The sequence below is a fragment of the Glutamicibacter sp. GQ173 genome, assembly GCF_059759215.1.
This window is the reverse complement of sequence record NZ_JCAXDT010000004.1, coordinates 193272-217692: the sequence shown is the minus strand read 5'-3', so window position 1 is coordinate 217692 and position 24421 is coordinate 193272. Positions and strand designations below refer to the sequence as shown.

The window sequence follows — 24421 nt, the reverse complement described above, 5'->3', positions numbered from 1 at the left end:
AGCGGACGTCGCCTCGGACGATCATCAAAGCTCGCACCGCTTTGCCATTTTCGCCCGCCCGTGACGGGAGCAGCACCGCTACCCAGCCCAGCTAGGAGAACCATGGTCACTCGGCGCACGCAACGAGTGCCGCGCCTGATTTTGGGGTCAGCCACTGCACTTGCAATGGCTGTCACCCTCTCAGGTCCGGCAAGTGCAGCAGGCATTCCTCAACCAGCAGATGGCGAACAGGCTTTCTCGCTGCCGATTAGCAGCTCCCAGGCGCTGTCAAAACTCAAAGTTTCAGGACCACTAGCCAAAGCCTCCGGCAAGGTATCGGTGTTCGTGCAGCTTGAGGGCGACGGCGCGTTCGAGGCCGTCAAGAAGTCTGGCAAGAAAAAAGACACCGCCAAGGTCAAGAAGATGGGCAAGGACGTCAAGGCCAAGGGCAAGCAGCTCGCGGCCGAAGCGAACTCCACGATCATCTACACCACGCACAATGCATTGCGGGGCGTGGCTCTCACCGGCGACGCTGATGATCTCCGCAAACTCGCAGAACGCAGCGACGTTGCAAAAATCAGCTCCATCGTTCCGAAGAAGCCATCAAACCGCAGTTCCGTAGTTGATACCGGAGCCCTGGAATCGTGGAAGTCCCTGGACAAGACCGGCGAAGGCATCAAGGTCGCCGTCTTGGACACGGGCGTGGACTACACCCACGCAAGCTTCGGCGGCCCCGGCACCCTGGAAGCCTACAAGGAAGCGCAAGCCTCCGAACAGCTGCCTTCAACCGACTCCGGGCTGCGCGATGGCAACAAGTTCATCGGCGGCTGGGACTTGGTCGGCGATGACTACAACGCCGACGATGCAGATGAAAGCTACCAGCCCATTCCGCACCCGGACCCCAACCCGCTGGACTGCGAGGCTGCCGGCCACGGCTCCCACGTTGCAGGCACCACCGCCGGCTACGGCGTGAATGCCGACGGCTCCACTTTCACCGGAAACTACGCTGACTTGGATGCCAAAGCCCTCTCGGAGATGAAGGTCGGCCCCGGCTCGGCGCCCGGATCGCAGCTGATCGGCATCCGCGTCTTCGGTTGCGAAGGCTCCTCCTCCGTGGTGGGCCAGGCACTGGATTACGTCCTGGATCCCAATGGCGACGGCGACTTCTCCGACCGCGCCCAGGTAGTGAACATGTCTTTGGGCTCGGATCACTCACCGACCGAAGACCCGGAAAATGACATCGTTGATGCCCTGACCAAGGCCGGCATCCTCTCGGTAGTCGCCTCGGGCAACGCGGGCGATGTCACCGACGTCGGAGGCTCCCCCGGCAACTCGCGGTCCTCGCTGACCGTTGCCAACTCGGTTGGCTCGCACGTTACCCTGGATAAGATCCAGGTCGACGAGCCTGGCGATGTTGCAGGTACTGCTTCAGGCCAGTACTCCGCAAACTTCAACTACACCAATGCTGACCCAGCAAAGCTCTCCGGTGAAGTTGTGATGGCCCCGGCCGGCAACGAATATGGTTGCGACGCATTCGAAGCAGGTTCACTGGAAGGCAAGTGGGTTTGGCTCAAGTGGAGCGAGAACGGCGAATTCCCTTGTGGATCCGGCGGTCGTTTCAACAACGCTGAAGCCGCCGGTGCCACCGGTGTTCTCCTGGATTCCGAAGCCAACCTCTTTGATGCCGGTATCGCGGGCAACGCCACCATCCCAGGTGCCCAGTTCACCTTGGATGAGTCGCAGCGACTGCGCCCAGCTGCAGAGGCCGGCACGCTGAAGGTGACCCTGTCTCCTGAATTTGTTGGAGGCTCTTCCAGCGAATCCGGCGCCGGAGATACCTTGAACTCCTCGTCTTCGCGCGGCGTTCATGGCACCAACGGCGTAGTCAAGCCTGACGTTGCCGCACCGGGCACGCAGATCGGCTCGGTCGGTGTCGGCACCGGCACCGGCACCGCCGTCATGTCGGGCACCTCAATGGCCACCCCGCTGGTAGCAGGCATTGCGGCACTGGTTCTTGAAGACAGCGACTACACCCCCTATGAGGCCAAGAGCGTCATCATGAACACCGCTGCCACCGACATCAAGGCCGCCAACGGCGAGGCCTACGGGCCAAACCGCGTAGGCGCTGGCCGGGTGATGGCCGATGCAGCCATCCAGACCCCTGCCTTTGCCTACGATTCCGAGGCACCGGATCTGACCAGCGTGGTCTTCGGAGTTATCGAGCTCAACGGCAAGAAGGGCTACTCCGCGCAGCGCCAGATTACCGTTCAGAACACCAGCGACAAGGCCCAGACCTACAAGGCCGGCTACGTTGCTTCCACGCAGATCCCCGGTGCAACCTACACCTTGGACCGCAACAGCGTCACCGTGGAAGCAGGCAAGAGCGCACAGCTGACCGTGACCCTGAGCGTTGATCCGCAGAAGTGGGCCAAGACCATCGATCCAACGATGGCCACCACACAGTCCGGGCTGTCCCGTGCATGGCTGGCCGATGCTACCGGTCGCGTTGAGCTGACCAGCAGCGACGCTCCGACCCTGCGCATCCCAGTCCAGGCAGCTCCGAAGCTGGTCGCCGACATGTCCGGTTCGGCGAAGAAGCTGAAGAAGGGCTCGGACAGCACGATGCTCAGCTTGAAGGGCAAGGACATCACCGCTGGGCAGGGCGCTACCGAAGTGACCTCGTTGCTCGGTGCCTTTGAACTCGGTGCTTCCAGCGAACGCGGCGACGCCTCGCTGGATTCCATCCCGGCAGCACGGTCCATGGATCTGCAGTATGTCGGCGCTTCAAGCACCGCGCCACGCACCGGTGTGGCCGATGGACAGCTGAACATCGGCATCTCCACCTGGGATAACTGGGCCCACCTGGCCGGTGGCACCGAGCTGGATGTCGAGATCGACACCAATGGCGATGGCGAGGCCGACTTTGTCACCTTCACCGCCGCCATGGATGAGGTCGACCTGGATCTGGCAGCGACCTTCGATCTGGCCACCGGCGAGCAGGTTGACCTGCAGCCAGTGAACGGCGTGCTGGGCGATGTTGACACCAACACCTTCGACACCAATACGGCAATCCTGCCCGTCTCGCTTTCGGCCCTGGGCCTGAGCGAAGACGCAGCGCAGATCTCCTACCGTGTCCTTGGCTACACCTGGTACAACACCGATGAGGCCGGCTCGATGGTTCCCGTGGACCAGACCGGCTGGATCGACTTCAACGCGGCAACGCCGCAGGTTGATTTTGGCGCAGAAGGCTCGCTGTTCACGGACCTGAAGGGCAACAAGATCCCGGTAACCGTTGCCGATAGCACCAAGGCTTCCAAGGCGCTGTTGCTGCACCTGCACAACGCCAGCGGGGACCGTGCACAGGTGCTGGACATCGTTTCCGGCAAGACCGGAAAGCCAAAGGGCAAGTAGCCTCCGGCTTTCCCGAGACCAGGTCCGGGGCGCTTCCTAGCGAGTAGGAATGCGCCCCGGACCTTTCTTAACCTTAAAAGCGCGGCAGCGCTCAGTTCTGGTGCAGCTTTGCTTCCAGAATCACCGTTGCCGCCTCACGGACCTGGTCTGCGAACTGCTGATCGCCCTTGGCTTCTTGGGCCAGCGCCTTGGCCATGGTGATCGCCTGATCGGATTTCACGCATAGCGGCACGGTTCCGCCGGCCGCCACGAATTTCACTGCCCTTTGGCCCACGGGAACCGAGCTGACCTGCTGTGCCTCGCAAAGATCGTCGGATATCACCACCCCCTCATAGCCCAGGTCCTGGCGCAGCAGCCCGGTGATGATCTTCTTCGAGAAGGGCGCATCATTTTTCTCATCAAGTTTCGCGTAGCGGGCGTTGGAAATCATGACCCACGCGTTGCCTTGGCTGATCGCCTGCTTAAAAGGCTCGAGATCGGTGGCCTCCGCGCCGATCACCGTGTCGGCGACGCCGGTGGAGGTGTCGGTATTTTTCGACACCCGGCCCAGTCCGGGGAAGTGCTTGACCACCGGCTGCACCCCTGCTTTATCCAGGGCCTCATTCACGGTGGTGATGGCCGAGGAAACCTCGCCCGCGGTGTTGCCATACTGCCGCCCGAAATAGCCGATGGGCGCATTGCTGGTGCCGATCGCGGCGGGAACGACATCCGCTACCGGTGCGAGGTTCACATTGATCCCTGCCTCGGCCAGCTCCTCGCCGGCTTGCTGGATGCGCGAGGACAGTTTGCCGGCGGACCATTGGCCTTGTTCGGAAGCGGTGGGCAACTGGCTAAACCCGGCCCCCTGCAGCACCCGGACAAATCCGCCTTCCTGATCGGTGGCCACCCATACCGGCAGTCCTTCAGGAACATTGGATTTCAGGGTTTTGGTTATGCTCCCGACTTTCGCGGCGGTCTGCTTGAGTGAAAGCTGCGACCGGCCGCGCAAGAATACGTTGCCGATGCCTTGCCTCTTCATGGCGTTCAGTTCGCTGCTGCCGGCTCCTGTCGCCGGGACTCCTGCCATGACCAGGCTTGCTGCCTGTTGCTCAATCGACAGCTGGCCTGCCAGTTCTTCCGCCTGCTGGCGCGCCGTCGGTTTCTGGCTTAGCGTGGGCGTTGCTGAAATGCTGCTGGCCGCAGGACTGGTTGGTTCGCCAGTGGGCGAGGTTGAGACTGAGGGCACGGCGCTCGTTGAATTTGGAGCATTGTTCTGAGAACTGGGCGCGCTGCAGCCACTGAGCAGGAGCATCGTGAGCATTCCCAACGACATGAGCTGTCTGACGTGAGTAGTCATGATTCCATGCTCCCACCCGGATCTGCGAAGACGCCGAAAGCTTCTTCAAGGGCACTATTCAATGTTCTAGGCCCGGACTGCCAGAAGCTCATCCCATTCGGTGGTGTAGCGCTGGGAAATATGTTCGCGCTTCATCGTCCAGGTCGGGCTCTGGGCCATCCCCGCGGGACCCAAGCCGATGGACTTCGCCCCGAAACGGGCGGAAATATCCTGCACTACCGAAGAAACGTTCTTCTGCTCTTCCTCCTCCTGCTCGTCGCCAAGCCCGAAGAGATCCAGCTGCTTTTCTCCCGGCGAGTCGCTCAGCCCGGAAAGGATCACTCCCCCGCGCACGTAATCCATGCCCGGCTGCATCAGGTCCCTCATGGCGGCGATGGCCAGCTTGCTCAGCAGGATCGGATCGCGTGTTGGCCGAGGCAGGCGCACCTGCGCGCTGGGGAATGACGACTCGCCCTGGGCAAATCTGCTGGTCCCTGCGGTAACTGTCAGCAGCGAGGCATAGCGTCCTTCGCTCGCTAATCGGCTGGCGGCCTTTTGCGCGTAGATGGACATGACTTCCTCCATGGCCTCATGGGTGCGAACCGGGGTCGAGAAGGACCGGGTGAACATGACCTGTCCACGATCCGCGCGTTCTTCCACCGGGCCGATGCAGCGCTGCCCATTGAGCTCGAACACGGTGCGCTGCAGCACCACCGAAAATTTCTTGCGGATGAGCAATGGGTCGGCGTCCCTCAAATCCGCGATGGTTTCAATGCCCATGCTGGCCAGCTTGGCTCCGGATTTTCGCCCGACGCCCCACACGTCGGTCACGGGTACCCGGGAAAGAATATTGCCCAGAACCTGCTGGTCCATCAGCTGCTGAACGCATACGCCGCCGAGGCCCGGATTGTGCTTGGCGATATGGTTGGCCAGCTTGGCCAGGGTTTTGGTGGAGGACACTCCGACGCAGACCGGGACACCGACGACCTTGTCGATGGCCTTGCGGATCTGCGCTGCGGTGCTGCGCACCTGTTCCAGGCTTCCTTCCAAGCCGATGAACGATTCATCGATGGAATACACCTCATGCCAGGTTCCGTAGCGGCCGAGCAGTTCCATGACGCGGGCGGACATGTCGCCGTAGAGTTCATAGTTGCTTGAGCGCACGGCCAGGTGGTGGCTGTCCATGAAACGCTGGACCTTGAAGAATGGCTCGCCAGTGGCTATGCCCAGGTCTTTGGCTTCCTGCGATCGGGCGACAACACAGCCGTCGTTATTGGAGAGCACGTTGTAGTCATGGTTTAGAGCGTGTCCAGTGTCCAACAACTATTGCTCTGTCTATGCTGACGAAATGGAAAAGAACGAGTCCGAGGCAATTCTGCCGAACTCCCAGTGGCGACTCCATCAAGTGAGTCTCCAACTGCCTTCAGTCGCTGTCTATGGCATCGTTGCACAGTTGGATCCAGACGACTGGCGACAGTGGCGCTCGGATACCGGCATACCAGCAGGCACACCATTCCTAATTGGACCGAGCTTTGAGTATGATGTTCAGCTTAATGAGTTCTTCTATTCCGTCGATATGCTGAACGCTCGACTGTCCACTCGAGTTGGTTACGCACGCGATTTGAAGGGGTTCCTCAACTTTCTTACAGTTGGGCGAAACGGAACTTCGTGGCGTGGCGCAAGTGAAGAAGATCATCGGGCCTACATGATTTGGCGCAGGGAAGACCCTGAAGGCCCTCGGGTAAGTCCATCAACATGGAATCGTGAGGTTGCTGCTCTTAACCGCTTCTACCGATGGCAGACTGCACGCGGCCACGTTCAGTCATGTCCCATACCTCAAAAACAACGCCGAAGCTCGGCTGGATTCGGCCGACGTGCAACGGGATCAGAAACGGCTGCTTCGTACGCGCATGGGGCGCGTAATGAGAGGATGCAATGGCTCCCCGCACGTTCTTATCGTGTTTGGCGTGATGTTGGGCTCCGAGGCTACGACGCTCAAAGAATTCCCGATCCTCTTTTCCGTGGTCGGTGGGCGGATCGAAACGCACTATTTGCAGATTTCATGGTGCGAACCGGGTTAAGGCTTACGGAGCAATCTTCATTGACCATTTTCGAGATTCCCAGAGTACTATCTCATCGCGGTTACCACCGTTTTTGGCTTCCGGGCGCGATCGCGAAGTCTGGGTCCGCTCGATGGATTTACGCTCCTTCTACGCTAATTCGAGAACTTCATTCATACATTGAGCTCGATCGGCGCTTGGTAGTTGCCAGAGCTCAGGCCAGTGGTCGATACGAGTCAACGAGCGGCAATTTCCTTCGTCTCGACGACCTTCAGCGCACGATATCGAATCCTGGCGAACGGCAAGCGAAGCTTTCGCAACTAACACCGCAAGAACGGCGACGAATATTGGTAACTGGGCGGAATGGACTCGAACCAGCGTCGCTGTGGCTAAATGAGGACGGACTACCGCTGTCTACTTCGACTTGGAAAGACATCTTCCGCCAAGCCAACGATCGGTGCGCTCGAAATTCAATTGATCTACGAGCGCACCCACATATGCTCCGACATTCCTTCGCGGTCTTGACTCTTGAGCAGCTTCAGAGGGGACACATTTCGGTGCTTTCCCACTTGAACCCAGCACAACGTGGTCACTACACCAGGGTATTTGGCGATCCGCTGGATTGGGTGCGTCGTCGACTCGGCCACAAAAGTGTAACAACTACCCAGATTTATTTGCACGCACTAGAAGAACTAGAAATGGAGACAAGGATGGCTCTGACCTCTGACAGTTGGGAAGACCCACGCAATCCGGGTCTAGTTGCAAATTTAGACCCAACTGATACGGCACAGCCATGAACCGCCGCGGAACAACAGGTCTTCGAAAACATTCGCCGCTCCCCACCAGCAATTACATCCCTCCCCCGCAACGGTCGGGTTTGGTTGTCAATTTCCTAGGAGAAGACAGCCGCTCGAGGAGTTTTGATGTGGGCAGTCTTCCACTCCCTGGGTGGCACGAACCACTTGCTATGAGCTGGGCTTCCCGTGTCGGGCCCTCCTCAGGCTCGCTGAGAACCCGAGCGTCAGCGACTGGGGCATGGGGCACTTTGGTACGTTTCATTCGATTTCTTGAGCAGACGCCACGCGTTCCCCGCACGCCGGACGCGCTCGAAGTCTGGCACGTCGAAGCCTACAGGCGCTTTCGGGAAACGAGCATAGGAGAAAACCGCGCGAAGCTGGAGCTTCGGTCGATCGACCTCGTATTCCAAACTCGTCCAATGGCAGGTCTTGTGTCTTCAGAGGTACGAGACAGCTTACGACCACATGTCAAAGCCCACTCGTCACCGCGATCAGGTTATTCAGATCGTGAGCTGGCACGAATAGTAACTGCCGCACGAACCGACGTTGCGACGTTGAAGCAACGCCTTCTCAATTCGGCATCCGACCTAAGCGTGGAAGATCTACGCCGTGTCAATGCAACTCTCACGACCGGCATCGTCCCAACCAAAAACAACCAGAAATCACAAGACTACAGTTCGAAAAGAAAGATCGCAGAACGAGTTTTCGTAACTCGACGGGATCTTACTCCGATTCTCGCACTGTTCGTCGCAACGACCGGTTGGAACGTAGAGGTCATTAAAGACCTTCCAGCAAGTCATCGCCTGATTGAAGGGCTAGCGGTAGAAGTCGAATTAACGAAAAGACGTCGCGGCGCAGGAAACTGGCATCAAACTGTGACTTGGGAAATCGGTCCCCCCGGGAAGGAACTCACTACGCCTGGTGGCGTATATCTACTTTTGCATCAATTGATGGGTCCCGCCAGAAAACTATTGAACGACTCCACGTCACTTTGGGCCATTTGGGCGGGCCATGGAGCGTCTTTGGGCCAAAGGTGTCTAAACCCTTTCGCTAAAGACTTGAGCGCCGGCCCAAAAAACCAAACTTGGATGCGTGAGCGTGGCATCTCAGAAGATCCCCCAGACGGTGTTACTAGCGAGACAGCTCCGATTCTTAACCTGAACTTCAACCGGCTCAAAACAAGTATCGATGTCCGTCGAACCCGTCAGGTTGGAGGTCATTTACCGTCAGCCGCGCGCTCAAACACAACAGCAGTGTTATTCCGGAACTACCTCGCCGGCGATCGCAGTACGATCGAATGGGCTCAAGATGTCGTTGCAGATACCTTAGTGGAAGTCGAAAAACTGCATGGTCAGCGCACCAGCGTACGCTAGCTAGTCACGGCGCGCACAACTTGAACATCATGGTCCCAGCAAGACAAATTGGCGAGGTTCCCCCAAATACTGGGGATACCGTTGGTTCTGCCTGGACAAACTGCGCTGATCACGACCACCATCCAATAACAGGACGACGTTGCTCGTCTTCGTTCTTGGACTGTTTCCATTGTGGCAATTGCGTCGTCACCGATGAACATTTGCCGAGGTTACTGAGTTTGTTAGACGCACTCGAATTCCGGCGTGGCCAGCTTAGCGAGGAATCTTGGTGGTCACGATACGGAGCAACCTGGGCCGCGATCCGATATGAGATACTTCCGAAATTCTCGGACACAGAAGTAGACCGCGCTGAACAGTCCAAACCAGATGACAGCTATCTGGATCTCGTAGAGCCAGGATGGGAGCAACCATGAATACCTTCCCAAATACCGTCCCATCGCCAATGATCGATGATGCTACGTTCGTTCTGCATAATCGCCAGCTACGCCCGGATACTCAAATGTCCGAAACTGCCTGCTTCTCCGACAACGACTGGCCACTAATGCCTGCCGCTCTTCAGGGACAAGAACGCGGTCTAACATTAAGATTTGCCAAAGTTCCGGCTCCACAAAGGCACACCTTGAAGCTGCTCTCATATGCGCTGCTATCTGGTGATCTTCCTGCGGACGAGCCTCGGCCTAACATCACCAGTGTCGTCTCCGTGTTCTACAACGCGGCAATCTTTTTGCGATGGCTCGACAGCCACCACTCCGTGCGAAAACTTGCGCAAGTTACGGACGAAACGCTTCTGCAGTATCAGAAGTTCTTACTTGATCAATATCGCTCGGCATCGCGGCGTCGCACTCTGCGCGCTGCCGTTGTGTTCTTTTGGAGGTATCGACAGTGTCTGTCAGAAGAGGCCCTAAAACTTGATCCACGGCTAGTTCCGGGTTGGAACGAGCCACAGCACTCGAATCCGGTCAGTGCAGAGAACATAACTGCGCGTATACCTGAGGAGGTCCATAGTCGCCTTTTGGTTTGGGCCTTACGATTCGTAAATGACTTCGCCGATGACATTCTTAGCGCGGTAATTCGTCTAGAAACCCTAAGTGCAAAACCACCCGGATCAGTTGCTGCTTATGGGTCGAGCAGACTCAAGATTTCTGACTTTTTAGAAAACGCTCGCTCCTTAGGCCAACCATTGCCCGGCGCCAGCGGACAAGTCAGCTATAAAGCACTTGCGCGTTTAATTGGTTGCACTGAAAGAGTTCTGCCTGATCACAGAGCCAGCATTGAGGCTACAGCCGAAGCCGTTGGGGTCTCGGAGTTTGTTTCCCTGAACATCAAGGTAAGAGGTACGATCGACGGCTCCCCATGGATTGAGGGAATTTCGCTGGATCCAATCCGTGACGATTCACTGACTGTACTGACTCAAATGCTGCAGGCTGCTTGCTATATCGTAGTTGCTTTTTTATCTGGCATGCGGGACAGCGAGATCAAACACTTGCGCGCGGGATGCTGCGCTGTTGTGTTGGACGGCACCGGCACTCCATATCGTTGGAAGGTTACGAGCCTCGCGTTCAAGGGAGAACACACCGAAACCGGTGTCGTTGCGACCTGGATTGTCGGCGAGCCTGCAGCAAAAGCTATACGCGTCATGGAACGTATTCAACTTGAACGGTCGCGCGGGCGCACAGATTGGCTGTTTGCTCCGATCAAATCGGGCCGCCACCCATCGGCCCGCGGAGTCAATGATGCTATGACGGTAGCGGGAACCAACCGTCAAATAAATCGACTCATACTATGGGTCACGAATTACTGCTCGGCTCATGACAGGATTGACGGAATTCCTAATGTGGATGGTAAGCCATGGCGTTTGAGCACCAGACAGTTCCGTCGCACCCTCGCTTGGTATATCGCTCGACGACCAGGCGGATCAATTGCGGGTGCGATCGCTTACCGCCATCACAGTGTGCAAATGTTTGAGGGATATGCAGGCACGAGCTCATCGGGATTTCGAGCCGAGGTCGAATCCGAAGAAGCTCTCGCCCGAAGCGAACATCTCTTGGCTATGATCAACCACAACGAGCATACCCGGCTTACAGGGCCAGCCTCGGCAGAAGCCGAAATACGGTTGACAACTCTCGGAGCGGACGCAGCTTTTGCAGGAACTGTGACTACTGACCGCCGACGGCTCTTGCGAATACTGTCCACGCCTAATGCCGCCGTATACCCTGGCAAATACGTCACTTGTGTCTATAACCGGGATAAGGCGCTTTGTCGTGACCGGGCAAACCCCGATGAGAACAAGCCGGATCAAAGTAACTGCAAGCCACTAGCCTGTCGCAATACAGCGCTCACCGAGGAGAACGTCCGGACCTGGAACGAAGAGATCGAAACTATCGATCGAGAGCTAGTTACCAAGCCGTCTTTGCCTCCACTCTTGCTCGCGAGTCTGGAGACCCGCCGAAAACAAATTGCCGAATTTATAGCTCGAAACGAGAATTAGATATGACTCGACGCGTTGCTCTCCCAACGGAAGAAGAAGTCCGAATAGCCCTTGCCCAATTACATGAATCGAAGGAATGCAGCATTGTCACTGCAAGCGCCTTGGCATCTGCTGTGGGTCTAACAAATTCAACTTTTTGGCGTTATTTTCCTGGAATTGCTCAATGCGTTGTCAACGAGCATCGCGCCGCTAAGGACAGCGAACCCTCATCCCCTCGTAACGTTGAAATGAGCGACTCGCGAGAAAGGGCAATACGAAAAGAAAATGCCATACTGCGCGATCAGCTAGAAGTGGCAGTTGCACATATACAGCGTCTAACTATTGAAAACCAAGCCCTGCATGACCAAATCGGAACCAACGCAAAAGTCGTTAAACTTCCGACAAAGGGCACATAGTTAATGGATGACGTCATCTCCAATAGATGTTAAAGTTACTTGCCGCGATGAGTACTTACAGCACACCCAGGCTTGAGCACATACTAAGAGCAGAAGGGCCCAGTTGGCTATGAAAAGCTTCCTCCATTTCGATGCGACCGAATGTGAACGGTGTGGAGGACTACGCATCCTTGGAGCGGCATGCCCAGAATGCGGCAAACTAGCCCGTGCTAACGAGGTAAATCCGCCAGTTGCACAGCGTCAAAGTGCGATGAGGAAAATTGATCTTCTAATTAACTCAACAAGCATTTATCCCCCCGGGCCAGACACCTTGCCCGATGACGATGAAATCGTTTCACTTGCTGAACAATTAGCCATCGGGATCAACGCATTCGCACGAACTAACGGATCCACGAGCGTAATTGAAGGATTAAGCCACGCTCTTTCAAAGCTTTCTGAGCTACAGTCACGTGCTACCGATGCCCCACTATATCGCCCAAATATTGCACTCATTAGTGCAACCATCTCGACCCTTGATCGACTTGGCGAAGCCTGGATGGCATGGCGGGAAGCGCTGATCGCACCGTCCAGACACGACGCTCAACGCCTGGCGAAGACCGCTCAAGAGCTACTTGACGCCGCCGGTTCTGATCTTGCAAGCTACCAAATCGTACTCAACTCGATTGCGGCTTACGAAGATACTTCAGAACCGAGACTCCTCAAACGCTCCCTGCGTGCGATCAGCTTCGCCAAGCCTAATTTGTCTTTTCTTGGCCTTGAAGAAGAAGGAGCGGCTCTCGCCGCCGAAGAATTGGGCGTGCGAATCGCTACTGGCAAAGGGATTGACTTCCTGATATTGAAGGGAATTGCTGAGGCGCATTTTGATCCCAAGCGTTTTTCGCTTGTGATCGGCGATGCGGCTACTTTCTGTCTCGGCAATGCGAATCTACTTCAAACTTCTCAGTCTCCTGGAGCGCTCGAAGGATTGGCGTCCACTCAGAGATCTGTCTTGGAATCTTTGAAGGCCTACGAGTCAATCCTTCAGGTCGAGACTAACCCTGACTCATTGCTACGTCGCGTCATCAACCTCTATGGTGAAATTTTTGAAGACGTAGCTGCTCCCCTCTTTGCTTGGTATTGCCGGTTGGCAGGTCTAAAATCAAAGTCCTACGAACAACTAATGAACCTAAACGCAACCCAGCTGGCTACATCATTGTTGTCCTCACCAGTAACTTCTAGCTGGTTCCTAGGTACTGTGAGCTACCTCCGCAATGCTGCGGGTCATGGTCGGACAAGTTACTCAATTGGCGATGACTCGGTCAGCTTCAAACTAAATTCCTTCAGCGAGACTGTTCCTGTCGACAAGATACTCGACAATGTTTTTGCCTTTTTCGAGTCGCTTGCGGCGCTCTCGTGGGCGCTTACCAATGCGTTGGAACTGGCAGGAATTGAAATATCGATGAGCGATGATGATGCTGAATATGCTGGGTTATCCGCATTTGAATTGTCTTGCTTCCTTCTGGAGCATTCAGGAGAATTCTTGCATTCGGCTAAGAATCAAGACGGAGTATGGGAAATAACATTAGGGGACGGAACCCTCTCAGCAACACACGTGGCATTAATGCTTGCCATGCAAAAGCAAACGGGCGCTTCGCAAATTGTGGTTCGCAGGTTAGGAACTTCAGATTCACAATTGACTATGCCAGCAAGCACATTTTCCGATGTTATCGAGTTGAATTCCGGCGGAATGCCACCAGACGAACTGCTCCTGAAAATTCTGCAACTCCGATACGAAACAACGCGTGATAATAGGCCAGTTCTTACCCGCCAGAATTTGGAATACGCGTTAGTCGCCTTTGGTCTGTACCTCCTCTCCCCCAATATTTCGTTCGTCCGCCATGTAAGGTACGTACGAAAGATCGCGCTAGACCTTGGCTTCATGAAGGAAGCTAAACTTGCGGATCGCATCATGTCGGAATTCCGCAAAGCAGACCCCCTAAAATCTCACTATCTGATAGCTGAGCTGAAAGATTTAGCTCAAGAAGAGGCACCCGCCATCCCGTCCTCTGACTTCGCACGTGTTATTTGCGGCTAGTTCGCCGCCTCAATAGCAACTTACGCTCAATGGCATTGACCTTTGCCAACATCGTCTCCGAACTCTCGGAAAATGGCCAGAATCAGATGGGCTCTCTGGGCATGCGTCCGCCCGGCGCATCCTAGTAGCCTGGCTGGTCCATCGCTTGGAACTTCCGGTTCAACGTCTGATCAATCACTTGATCGCGTTGCAACGACGGACACTCGGATGAACGTAGCTGCGGCGAAGACCGTCATGATCTCTTCTCGGCGATACGAAGGCCGAGCGAGTTGCCGCCATAACACCAGCGCCCACGCTTACGGACCACAAGAACTTTTCTCCCCGGAACCTCCATAGCGACAGACAACTTAACGAGCAGTAACCCATGAACGGTCCAAATCTGCAAGACCCTAAGCCGTGGCACCGCCAACAGAATACGAACTGAATCGCACTCACGATTTGGAACGCGAACCAATATTGTATTGATTTAGCGCGAGTCACCTTATTGAAAACAGACGCCGTTCCGAATAATTGAAAGGCTGAATCATGGTCAGACCGCGACATAAGGAATGCCGTCCTGTTCGAGGATTCTTAATAATTGCGCGTAGCGCTGTCCTTCAGGCCAGAACATCAACAGTTTCCGAGCCCGGCTAGCGCCGACATAGAGTACTCGTCGCTGCTCAGACTTAATGTCATTTTCCCAATCATCTAATGGGTGCGTGTTGCCGGGGCGGGCTTTCGAAGGGATTGATAAAAGGATGGCATCGAACTCACCTCCTTTGACCTGGTGAATGTTTGACCATTTCCAATCTTCTGATTCTGTAGTGGCAAGACCGGCAGACTGCTTAATCCAAAGTTCCCACAGGTCAGCTTTTGGTTTAGGAAATGTCCTTCTTAGATTAGATTTTGGTGTTAGGCCAAATTCAATGAACCCTTCGATGATGATACTCGAGAGCGAAATTGCGTAGTCATCCGGCGCCTTCCACTGTTCGCTGGCCGCCACAAGTCTGTTTGAAAATATACGAAGTGCTAGAGGGTCGACTCCGAAATGTATCAATGTCTCATTCATTGTTGAAACTTCAGGGATGCCGGATTGGTCAATCGCGGACAGAAATATTCTGCTGAGTGAATCCAGCGCAGAAAGTCGACGAGCCACAGTTCCGCGGCCACGAAGTTCGAGGATAGCTTGGAGGATTCGCCGAGCGGAAGAATTTCCCTTAAGTCCCGGTTGATGATTCAGTAAACGCCTAGCGTCGGTATCCCCATGAGCAATTACGCGAGAATCTCTGGCGTTAATCCCCTGAGACAAAAGTACAGAGTTAGCCTTGGTCATCGTCTCATTCAATTTGCTCTCTAGAACAAAAATATGAGGCGCTCCTTCTGTAGCAGGATCAGACGCTAAGACAGGATCCGGTGAAACGCTTCGTAGACTGGTTACAACACTGCAGATGGCTTGACTGGACCGATAACATTCATTCAGGGGAGCGATCGCATTGTCCGGCACAGCGGATCGAAATTCATGGTAAATGTTGCCTGATCCAACTTGTCGGAATTGGTAGATGGCCTGGTCGGGATCGGCAACGGCTACCACCGAGAGGTGATTATCCTGAAGAAGGTTCAGTAGTTGGATTTCTGTTTCATTACAATCTTGAAACTCGTCAACTATAACCTCAGAGAAACGAAGGCTAAGCCGTTTCAAGGCCTGCTGTCCTTCTGAGGTACGAAGGACAAGTAGCGCGTAATCACGTGCAGTAGCGGCACTCATAATTCCAGCGTCAGTCAATTTTTTATGCCGTGCAGCGGCCTCTACTGCTAGATATTTCTGAGTATGGGCAGTGAGTTTCGCCCACGTCGAACTATCCATCCTATTCAACCGTTCAGGCACAAGATGGGGCTTGCCGTCCTGTGACACATCAAATGCAGACAGTGGGAAGCCTGTCCCGCCCGATGGTGGACGTACCCTCGACCAGTGATCTGGCAGATCGTCCCATGAAGCAACATATCTAGGTTGCCTATTTTGTGTTCGCAAGAACGAAGGTGTGGTGACAAAACGGTGAAAGAACGTATCGAAGGTCCCCACGAAATTTGGTGGCCGGAGAAGATGTGGCTGCGCGGCGCAACGCTTGCGCACTTCATCGACTGCACTATTAGTAAACGAAAGCAATGCTGCAAACTGCCCGGGTTGGGACGCCACTTTCCTAAACCGTTCAACTACTGTTCTGGTCTTTCCTGCCCCTGGTCCAGCTTCAATCAGACGTATCGTCGGATCTAAGGCCCTCAATTGCTGTGCGCTTAGATAGGAGTCCGTCATTTCTCCGCCACGAATCGAATTGCCTTCTCAAGGTAAGGGGGAACAAGCAAAATCTGAGTTCCGGATTCAGTCTCGGAAATCGCTCCTTCCGCCACGACTTGAGCAAAGTCTCCTTTGCCGATGTCAAGATAGAGACCGTTTGGGTTTTCGCCACTTTTCTTAATCGCATCTCCGAAGAGATTTGCGCGTTCTTCCGCAGTCATTTCTTTCGCCGCCTCGGAAACAGAATCCCACCTTGTTGCGGACAGCTTGTGTAGTTCCAAGAATGCAGAACGAAGAATAGCTTCGTTACCTTCTTGAGCAAATAGGTCAGCCTCCAAAGTTCGAGTACCGACGAAAACTTCTAGTTGTTTGATTTCAACTGCACGGGGAAAAGCTGCAAGGTAGTCTTGCCTGCGTTTTGCCCCCGCACCACCGTCCGAATCAGTAATGACGGCAAGCCGATCTATCCGTTGCGTTTCTCCTCCCAGCAGGAGCTTTAAATAGGGCTGGAAGTCGACGCCATCGACTGCAATGATTGACGTCGATTTAAACTGTCGAAGCGCTATGCGATTACGCACGTTCTGCCCTTCCCGGCTCGATCGGTCCGCAGGACTCTCTGATGCAGGAGACGGGATCTGTCGGTAGATGATACTTGCGAAAACAGGCATGAGAATACTTTCAGCAATGCCTTCGACCAGTATTACGTCGCGAGCAAAAAGCAATGCAGCGCGCGTAGTGTGTAGGTACCGATCAATTTTGCGAACTTCGGGTTTGCTCAGACCAAGTCGACTAATAGAGGTGACTTGTGTCGTCCAAAGACCTGACTCAGCTGGAATTGAAACCTCCGATTCCGCTTGTTCTTCCGCTTGTCCGGATGATTCTTGCTCGATCATCCGTCGGGCGCTAGCGAAGGGTTCCTGCGTCGTCATAAGATCGAACGGTTGTTGCAAGGCCTGGCGGGTGGCCACGCCAAGATTGCTAACGCTAACTGCACTTGCCAATACTGGCGAGTGCGTCGTGACAATCACTTGAATTTTGCCAGCGGGTTGCAATTTCCCTTGAGACTGACCACTTTCTTTCGCACGATTCATTAGATAGTCCAACAACACAGTCTGCAGCTGAGGATGCAGGTGTGCTTCTGGTTCTTCGACTAGTAACAATGTCAAGTCATATTCAGCGGCCCTGGAGAGCTGGAGGACGATCATTGAGATGTACAGTAAGTTCGCATAGCCGAGCCCCACTTGTTCAATTCCACCAAGATGGAGGCCATCTTCAGCAAGTTGAATGCGCAGGAGACGGGACAGCCTGCGCAGTTCCTGCTGCCTCGATGCTATTCTCACGGTATGAGTCCGTGAGGGCGGAGTTGCATCACTCATCTGCGTTTGGATACTAGCCGAGGCCGCTTGCGGCAATTCATGGTCAGCAATAGTTGCCAAGGCACTGTTAGCGAAGTTTAGAAACTGCTCTTGACGTTCTTCATCATTGTCTAGAAGCACTTTTAACACCTCGAAAAGTTGAGCTCCATCGCCACTGTCAAGGTCTTTGACCGCATCACGAAGAGGCGGTAGGTAAACATGAGCTATGCGCCGTCTGGTCGACGGCTCCGGATCGTCAGCTTTAGATTCTCCGATCGTAATCGATTGAACGTTCCGTCGTGGAACGTTCTTTCCTGTTGCCCACGAGGTCCCAAATATAAGCTTTCCATCGTGGTCCACTAAATGCGCCATATAGATCGCTTGTTCAGCTTCAGATAGGCCGGTGAACGATAACTTCGCGGACACCTCTTCATTCTCAGCTGCAGCATGGTGTACGTCACGTTCTCTATCGAACCAAAGTGTGTACCGTCCGGATGCTGGATATGTAGCTAGCCGAAGGCCATCCACTAAAGCGCTTTTCCCTGCTGCGTTTTCTCCAACAAGCACAGTCAAGTTGGGATCGAGATGCAAGGAGGTCTCCTTGCACGCACGATAATTGGTTAGGTCGAGTTGTGACAGCCACATAGATTCCCCTCGAATTACCTTTATGCTCGAATCAGCGAAGCTGAGAATAGATTAACGTGCTAATGATGCTGCACGATCATGACAGCAATTCTAGCCAGAAACGGACAAGGTTTTAGGTTCATATGCACAGTAAGTCCAATAGAACCGCCGAAGTGGGCTATCCAAGATTTCACGGCCAATATCTCTTGCTGTCAATAGCTTGCAGGAGATCTATCCATACACCAATTTCTTACAATAAAATCCGAACCCTAGCCGACAAGGTTTACACAGAAAAGGCGAAATCTAAGTCTTTAAACGCTCCGGGAGGTCCTGAGAGGATCACTTTTAAAAATCAAGAAATATAATTTTTTTGTAGACCAATCCCCATTTGGACGTGTTCCGCGTTATTGAATCCTTCATTGAGTCCCAGGCCCAGGCTTTGGATAATTTAGCGCCTCGCCCCATTCGTGAACCGCTCAGCGTTGTTTATGTTGATGAGTTCGAAGAACTGCACGCCGCAGTATGGGTAACATTTGAGATACCGCGCTCAATGACGCCATACCAGATTCAATATCAAGCAAAACGTCATCTGCGCGTTCAAAATCAGATTTCAGCCCCGGTCTACTGTGAGGATCCAGATAATTCGTGGCAGTCTTGAGCGATCACAGTAGCTCCTCAGCAGCTACCTTAGTAGGCCTATCCGCAACATGACTAAGCCGGATAAGTTTCGATCTTACTTTCCTCCATTCCGCTGTTACCTGAGCCATGAGCAAATCGATCTGTTCGCGTGAAAGTCTGTACTCGACAGCGGGCATATGAGGTGTCTGTAGACCTTCTTGGATCTCCGTAGAAAGAATGATGACCTCCGCTACTTCATCCCTGATCGCTTCGATTCGCTTCAGACGTCGCTCTCGTACTTGTATCCCGAAAGTTAGTAGTCCACCGATGACTACACCAACAAGGCCAATGAGAGCCGGTGTGTACTGCGCTCAATCCAACATTTGTTTCGGTCTTCCAGAAAAAATACATGTATCTTCGAGAAAGCATAAAGTGCCAACTTCAACAGGCCAGTATCTAGGGGGTAGACGCTAACAGATGCAGACGAACTCAGAATCTGCCCATTCCATTGAACCCTTAGCAGGAACTTCTGCAGTTCTCGGCCAGGTGATGCTTTTGCTCTTGAAGCGAAAGCATGATTCATAGACAGCAAAGTACTAAGAAGCTCTCAATCATGATTTAGGCTCGATTCCTAGAGTCGTGTCGCCATAAGCGGCCCATTTCAAGAAGCTTCTCCCCTGCTTGTAGCTGGTATCCAGCGATAAAGGGTGGGTACCGATACGCCCACTTTGCCAGCGACGTCCCTTGGCGACACTCCCCTTTTGAGCAGGTTTCGTGCGATTTGAAGCTTTTCATCCGTCATGATCGGTTTGCGTCCGCCGTTCCGGGCGCCCCGGCTACTACTCCCCGACTTGGCCTGTAATTTTTCCACCTCATGCTTCTGGTCCAACCGCGCGAGCGACTCTATGAACTTGAAAAAATGAAAACGACTGGAAACTGTGGTCGTATCTATTTCATCGGCGAGGCTTACAAAATCAATACCACGAGCGCTCAATCCCGCTGCAAAGTCCAGGAACTCACCAATGTCCTGTTCGAGGTGGTCCAATTTCCATACGACTAAAGTGTCGCCATCTCGCAAATTGTCTAGCGCCGCAGCAAAACCTGAGCCTAAAGACCCGACACCGTCGGCAATACCATCGTAGACCCGATGGCATCCTGCTGTCCTCAGAGCCTCGACCTGCAAATCGAATTCTTGAGATAGGCCCGAGTGTCGAACGTAGCCGATGCGATAGGAAGTCACTAATGCTCTTTTCTCAGTATTCGATTCACGTTGCCAGCCAATCTCGGCAGTTATTGGAATTGCCTTTGAGAACAGGGGTTCCTCCCCTACTCTGGCCAAGGGATCCTTCGAATACGCACACCTACTCGTTCATGAAAGACGGCCTCCGAGGATTATCTATGCAAATCAAAGTTCATGCAATGCTATTTCTGAGAACAACACGTGATTAGCTTCTCAGCAAGAATTACCAAAACCCACAAGGCTCCGCCTCATCTGCGAATGCATCCCACCAGGACAGCTGCGGCATCCTAGACCGAACAGCCAGGACTATTCATAGCCTCGAGCGTGAAAACGCGGAGGGCGGAAGTAGTCGTGGATGCATTGGATACTGCCGTACACAACACGCCTTAAGGAGTGATGAAGAGCCGCTTGACGGTCATTTCCCCGTCGATGACCGCAATCATCACATGCCCATCCTTGAGGTGCACGGGGCGGTCCACCATCGGCTCATCCCCGTCACCGATCCCCGCATCTTGCATTGAGTCACCGGGTACGCGCACGATGAAGGTGGAGACCTGGTCACGGATCAACATTTCGGACAGATCAATCTTCGTATCTGAGTAGTCCTGGGCAGGAGAGGGATAGCCGGCCGGAACGCGGTCCAATGCCATAGCAATAACATGTTGATGTTGGGCGACTAGGGCACAAACCTGTAATTGATCAACAATCAAAACAGCACCACTCCTTAGGAGATAAATTCTCGATGACGAGTTTAGAGTTGACGAACGACAGCTATCATCTAAGGGAAGCCGTAGCGAGAAATTGAAGCTATAGATCTACGTCAGGCAATGAAAATGAACCTTCACAGGAAGTACCCCCGCTGGGGTGATGTTGTTCATGAAGTGAGGCGCTATAAGCCTTCTGAGTTGCTGCCTGTCCTAGCAATATCGGCGTATTCGCTCAAAGGTAAGCCATTCTCGTCGTTACGAACGTACTACAACCAATGGGGCATAGCTGCTTTGGCTAGGGAGTCAATACTCTATGGGACTGAATTCAGAGATCAACGCGTCACGCCGAAAGTGATTAACAAACTACTTTACAACTTCGGCGTTGCAGACTTCTCCGACGGACTTAGTGGCAAGCCGCTACATCTCGCCATCGGCTCATTTCAATACGAGCAGCACAAGTTCCAGTTGTCGGTAGAACACGAAATTGCTCGCACATACCTCTTATGTTGTGACCCAGGGTTGCAAGTTGATAGCTCCAAGGCTCCTGACCGTGATTGGGGTCAAGTGTTTGGGATGCCCTTAGAAGATCGTCTGGAATCTATACGACTTATCGAGGCCGCAACGTTCCTTCGTCACGGGATTCTCCAAAAAGAGGAATTGGAGACCCTGGGAAAGCATCCAGAAGCTGATCGAAATGGGGTGGCTAACATGATGCGGACCCTCGAAGATATGACCGCTACCGTTCAGGAATCCCGTGATAGCGTAAAAAATATACCTGCAATCCCAGAGTATCTGAAGCGCTTCGCGTTCAATCCCCTTGAGCGCTTCCCGATTATTGACGTAGGCAAAAGTGCCCTATTGGTGCCACAACCTTTCTATCTTTTGAAGACTCTAAGCATCGGTAACTTGTACTATCGCGCGTGTGAAGAGTGGGGTAACTTTCCTTCTGAGCTTGGGTATCGCGTTGAAGCATACGTGGGCATGCAGCTTGAATATGCCGGATTCGACGATGTTCTGACTGAGATCGATTATGGAGTAAAGTCTCCGAAGCTCTCGGTAGACTGGTTTGCTATCGCGGGTAATACGGTTTTGCTCATTGAATGCAAGAGCGCGAAGTTATCCCAACATGTCCTGTCGGGTGATCCAGGTAAGACCGACGATCTATTGGAAAAGAGCATTGGGAAAGCCCGACGACAGATCAAGAACTCTAGCGAGCTAATCCATAGTGGTCATGAGAAATTCAATAGGATCCCCAGCAATATGAACCAGATCGGCCTCATCGTTACCGCAGAACCGATTTACTGTGCAAATGATAGTAATTTCCACAGTGGTCTTGTAGACCCGGGCATCCCTTGCCTGTCGATCAGTTTGGATGATCTTGAAAGCCTAGCGCCTCTGGGTGCGGAACGTATGGTTAAAGTCTTGTCTGCGGTGCTGAACGGTCCGAATAAAGAAGCATGGAACGTTCGCAACGCGATTCGTGAGCATTTTCCAAAAGGCGAATTCCCAAGGAACCGTCTCATAGACGATGCTTACGTTCGATTCCAAGTAGCTCTGCGACGCAACCTCATCGATTCATAAACGATAATTTTCACACTAATTTTTTAGGTGCGTTTTCTGCCCATTTTCTTGCATATATGTGGGTGGTGCTGAAACAGCTCCAACAGGCAAATAAGCCAAGGCCGACCCACGCCCACGCGGTGCTTCCATGTTCTGCAAGAATTGCCCACGCTAAGAGTGCGCCGGTACCCGTCACGGAAATGGAACAAATGAAACCAAGTATAAATTCACGACGTGTACCACCTTCCATTTGAGATAGCATGTCAACGCGTACCGGCTCTACGTCTATGCCTCCAAGGGTGAATTGATAAGCTACTCGTATTCTCTCTGTGTACAGTCTGATAGCACGACGGGCTACAAGAGCTACCAACAGGACGTTGACCGAAATAGTCACTACCGTTGCTATGGCATCGCTTCGGGATATAGAAAGTATTACCATCGCCGGTGCAAGAAGAATCCATATAAAGGCTTCTGAAAATAGTCGTCCAGGTACATAACGAGCAGCTACTAAGCGGCCTTGTCCGCCAAGCAAGAGGCGTTGCAGCACGAGCTGCCGTCCTGGATCTTTCTCTGATTCGAGTGCGGCCGAGGTCCATTCAATAAGTCTCCGCGTCCGTGGTCCCATAGTGAATTGACTAAGACCAACAACTAAACCAAGCAGGGCTGTCCCTGCGCCGAGCACAGCCCCAAAGACTGTAAGAAAATCAGTATCATCCGGTATCCAATCCATCTCTCAAGATTACTTAGTTGTCTGGTCAATCGACCATTTTCCATGATTCTTGGTTTTGTCTGGCGCTTACTAAAAATCATTCTTGGCGGGCTTCACTGTCTAATATGACGAATCCTGAGCAAGAAGCATGGAAATTTGAATGATGGTCTTATGTTCGTGGAATCACGTGAAGCAGAAAACAAGACGGGAGCAAAGAAGCAATGCGAGGTTTAGTCTAAACGGGGGTCATCTTCTGTTCTTGATAGTTCTTCATGACAGCGCCGGCAGAATGTGTTTGTGGCCAGTATTGAGTCACACCCCTCGCAGCGTGAGAATGCTCGATCGGATAAATCTCGGAGGCAAACCGTGCAGAGTTGACCAACTTTAGGTCGATTGCGAATTGAAATGCCAATCACTACAGAATGGTTGAAGCAGTTTGGACACTCCCCAATTGCCGTATGTCCTGCGGAATTGTTGGATGCGAGTGGAAAGATAACCATGGAGTCGTAGATGCTCGCGTAGTGGGACTTTGAAAATCTGGCGAAACAAAACCGGCACTCGAACATCTCTGTCGTAACGTCGTATGGCATCACGAGCGTGTGATGCTGGCAAAGGGCACACTTTGCTACGAAACCGGGTGTGGCATCTAACTCAGATGCTAACAAGTTGAGTCGATTCGTTGTTAATGCTCGGAGTTCAGAAGACTCAGATATTAATCGGTTTAGAAGACTTCGAGCAAGACCGCGTTCGGTTTCGTTGATATGCGTCATTAGATGACGGTCGAGGAACTCAATAGAGAAGCTGATTCCTGTCAAGACTTGAGCGAACACCGCATTTGATGGAGGCGGTGAGAAATGGACGGTGGAGTTGCGTGATTTAAATAGTTCGGAAGCAACTTGTTTGTTAATTGTCTCCCCTGTAAGCCTCTGGATACGGGCGCAAGTTTCCGAAGCATTGAGACTCTGGAAATCTTGGGTCTCTAATGAAGAAATATCTGCTTTTCCCGGGTCGGCGAAAATCTGAGACCAGTGAATTGTTGCAAGCTTTGCTTTGAGTAGAAGCTCTACACTTGAAGCTACGAATATGAGCGAATTCCGATGATCACCAGTGGGCGCCTGTCCCTTAGGGGCTGTAGAAAGACGGAGACTTGTCGCGTCTTTGGAATCTTTTAGTTGATCTATTGCTGATTCAAGAAAATGCGTCGCGTTTTGAATCAATATACTTACGACGTCTTCTGGCCGAGTCATCACAGTCTAAGGGTAGCCACCAGATTGCAGATGTCCTGGTAGCGACCTCGAAATCGATCGCTTTCGGTGCGAGCATTCGGCATTCTGACGCCGGGCAAGATCATTCCGATTCACGCCCCGTCACCGGCCCCTTCACCCAAAAGGGGCCAACGGAACGTTCGACTTTCCTGTGAGTCTATGAAGCTTCTGCAGTTCAA

At 53.3% G+C, this 24421-nt stretch carries 14 protein-coding genes and 1 pseudogene; 8 read left to right on the top strand and 7 right to left on the bottom strand.

Annotation, left to right across the window (positions count from 1 at the left end; genetic code table 11):
• Window positions 1-102 precede the first annotated feature (102 nt).
• A complete protein-coding gene (locus AC6CHO_RS08670) occupies window positions 103-3390 on the top strand; it encodes a S8 family peptidase (RefSeq protein ID WP_498214649.1) in 3288 nt (1095 codons plus the stop codon).
• Window positions 3391-3481: 91 nt separating this feature from the next.
• Here the strand turns inward: AC6CHO_RS08670 and AC6CHO_RS08665 are convergent, their stop codons facing one another.
• Both AC6CHO_RS08665 and AC6CHO_RS08660 read right to left on the bottom strand, forming a co-directional pair.
• On the bottom strand, window positions 3482-4726 hold the full coding sequence (locus AC6CHO_RS08665) for a glycoside hydrolase family 3 N-terminal domain-containing protein (RefSeq protein ID WP_498214648.1): 1245 nt from the start codon (window positions 4724-4726) through the stop codon (window positions 3482-3484).
• Window positions 4727-4792: 66 nt separating this feature from the next.
• Entirely contained in the window at window positions 4793-6025 is a 1233-nt protein-coding gene (locus AC6CHO_RS08660) for a Y-family DNA polymerase (RefSeq protein WP_498214647.1), read from the bottom strand.
• Between the two features lie 28 nt (window positions 6026-6053).
• Between AC6CHO_RS08660 and AC6CHO_RS08655 the strand changes: the two genes are divergently transcribed.
• The 5 genes from AC6CHO_RS08655 (at window position 6054) to AC6CHO_RS08635 (ending at window position 13892) form a co-directional block, all read left to right on the top strand.
• Window positions 6054-7562, top strand: coding sequence for a tyrosine-type recombinase/integrase (locus AC6CHO_RS08655; protein WP_498214646.1), 1509 nt, complete (start codon window positions 6054-6056; stop codon window positions 7560-7562).
• A gap of 554 nt (window positions 7563-8116) precedes the next feature.
• Window positions 8117-8935 (top strand): hypothetical protein, encoded by an 819-nt coding sequence (locus tag AC6CHO_RS08650; protein ID WP_498214645.1) that lies wholly within the window; start codon window positions 8117-8119, stop codon window positions 8933-8935.
• 409 nt (window positions 8936-9344) lie between these two features.
• Window positions 9345-11423, top strand: a complete 2079-nt coding sequence (locus tag AC6CHO_RS08645; RefSeq protein ID WP_498214644.1) for a hypothetical protein — start codon at window positions 9345-9347, stop codon at window positions 11421-11423.
• 2 nt (window positions 11424-11425) lie between these two features.
• Window positions 11426-11818, top strand: a complete 393-nt coding sequence (locus tag AC6CHO_RS08640; RefSeq protein WP_498214643.1) for a hypothetical protein — start codon at window positions 11426-11428, stop codon at window positions 11816-11818.
• A gap of 250 nt (window positions 11819-12068) precedes the next feature.
• Window positions 12069-13892 carry a hypothetical protein gene (locus AC6CHO_RS08635; RefSeq protein WP_498214642.1) on the top strand — a complete coding sequence of 608 codons (1824 nt, stop codon included), beginning with the start codon at window positions 12069-12071 and terminating at the stop codon, window positions 13890-13892.
• A 529-nt stretch (window positions 13893-14421) separates the two neighbouring features.
• On the opposite strand, the gene AC6CHO_RS08630 is transcribed toward AC6CHO_RS08635, so the two are convergent.
• Entirely contained in the window at window positions 14422-16182 is a 1761-nt protein-coding gene (locus AC6CHO_RS08630; protein ID WP_498214641.1) for a UvrD-helicase domain-containing protein, read from the bottom strand.
• Complete coding sequence (locus AC6CHO_RS08625) at window positions 16179-18164, bottom strand: ATP-dependent nuclease (RefSeq protein ID WP_498214640.1); 1986 nt, start codon at window positions 18162-18164, stop codon at window positions 16179-16181. The genes AC6CHO_RS08630 and AC6CHO_RS08625 overlap by 4 nt, the downstream gene beginning before the upstream one ends.
• A 373-nt stretch (window positions 18165-18537) precedes the next feature.
• Between AC6CHO_RS08625 and AC6CHO_RS08620 the strand changes: the two genes are divergently transcribed.
• Window positions 18538-18801 carry a hypothetical protein gene (locus AC6CHO_RS08620; protein ID WP_498214639.1) on the top strand — a complete coding sequence of 88 codons (264 nt, stop codon included), beginning with the start codon at window positions 18538-18540 and terminating at the stop codon, window positions 18799-18801.
• 621 nt (window positions 18802-19422) lie between these two features.
• Here the strand turns inward: AC6CHO_RS08620 and AC6CHO_RS08615 are convergent.
• A complete protein-coding gene (locus tag AC6CHO_RS08615; RefSeq protein ID WP_498214638.1) occupies window positions 19423-20001 on the bottom strand; it encodes a recombinase family protein in 579 nt (192 codons plus the stop codon).
• A 389-nt stretch (window positions 20002-20390) separates the two neighbouring features.
• Window positions 20391-20651, bottom strand: a pseudogene (locus tag AC6CHO_RS08610) (S24 family peptidase); the annotation flags it as partial.
• 177 nt (window positions 20652-20828) lie between these two features.
• Here AC6CHO_RS08610 and AC6CHO_RS08605 point away from each other — a divergent pair.
• Window positions 20829-22289: a hypothetical protein gene (locus AC6CHO_RS08605; RefSeq protein WP_498214637.1), complete on the top strand. Its 1461-nt coding sequence runs from the start codon at window positions 20829-20831 to the stop codon at window positions 22287-22289.
• Between the two features lie 10 nt (window positions 22290-22299).
• Here the strand turns inward: AC6CHO_RS08605 and AC6CHO_RS08600 are convergent, their stop codons facing one another.
• Window positions 22300-22998: a hypothetical protein gene (locus AC6CHO_RS08600; RefSeq protein ID WP_498214636.1), complete on the bottom strand. Its 699-nt coding sequence runs from the start codon at window positions 22996-22998 to the stop codon at window positions 22300-22302.
• Window positions 22999-24421: the final 1423 nt, after the last annotated feature.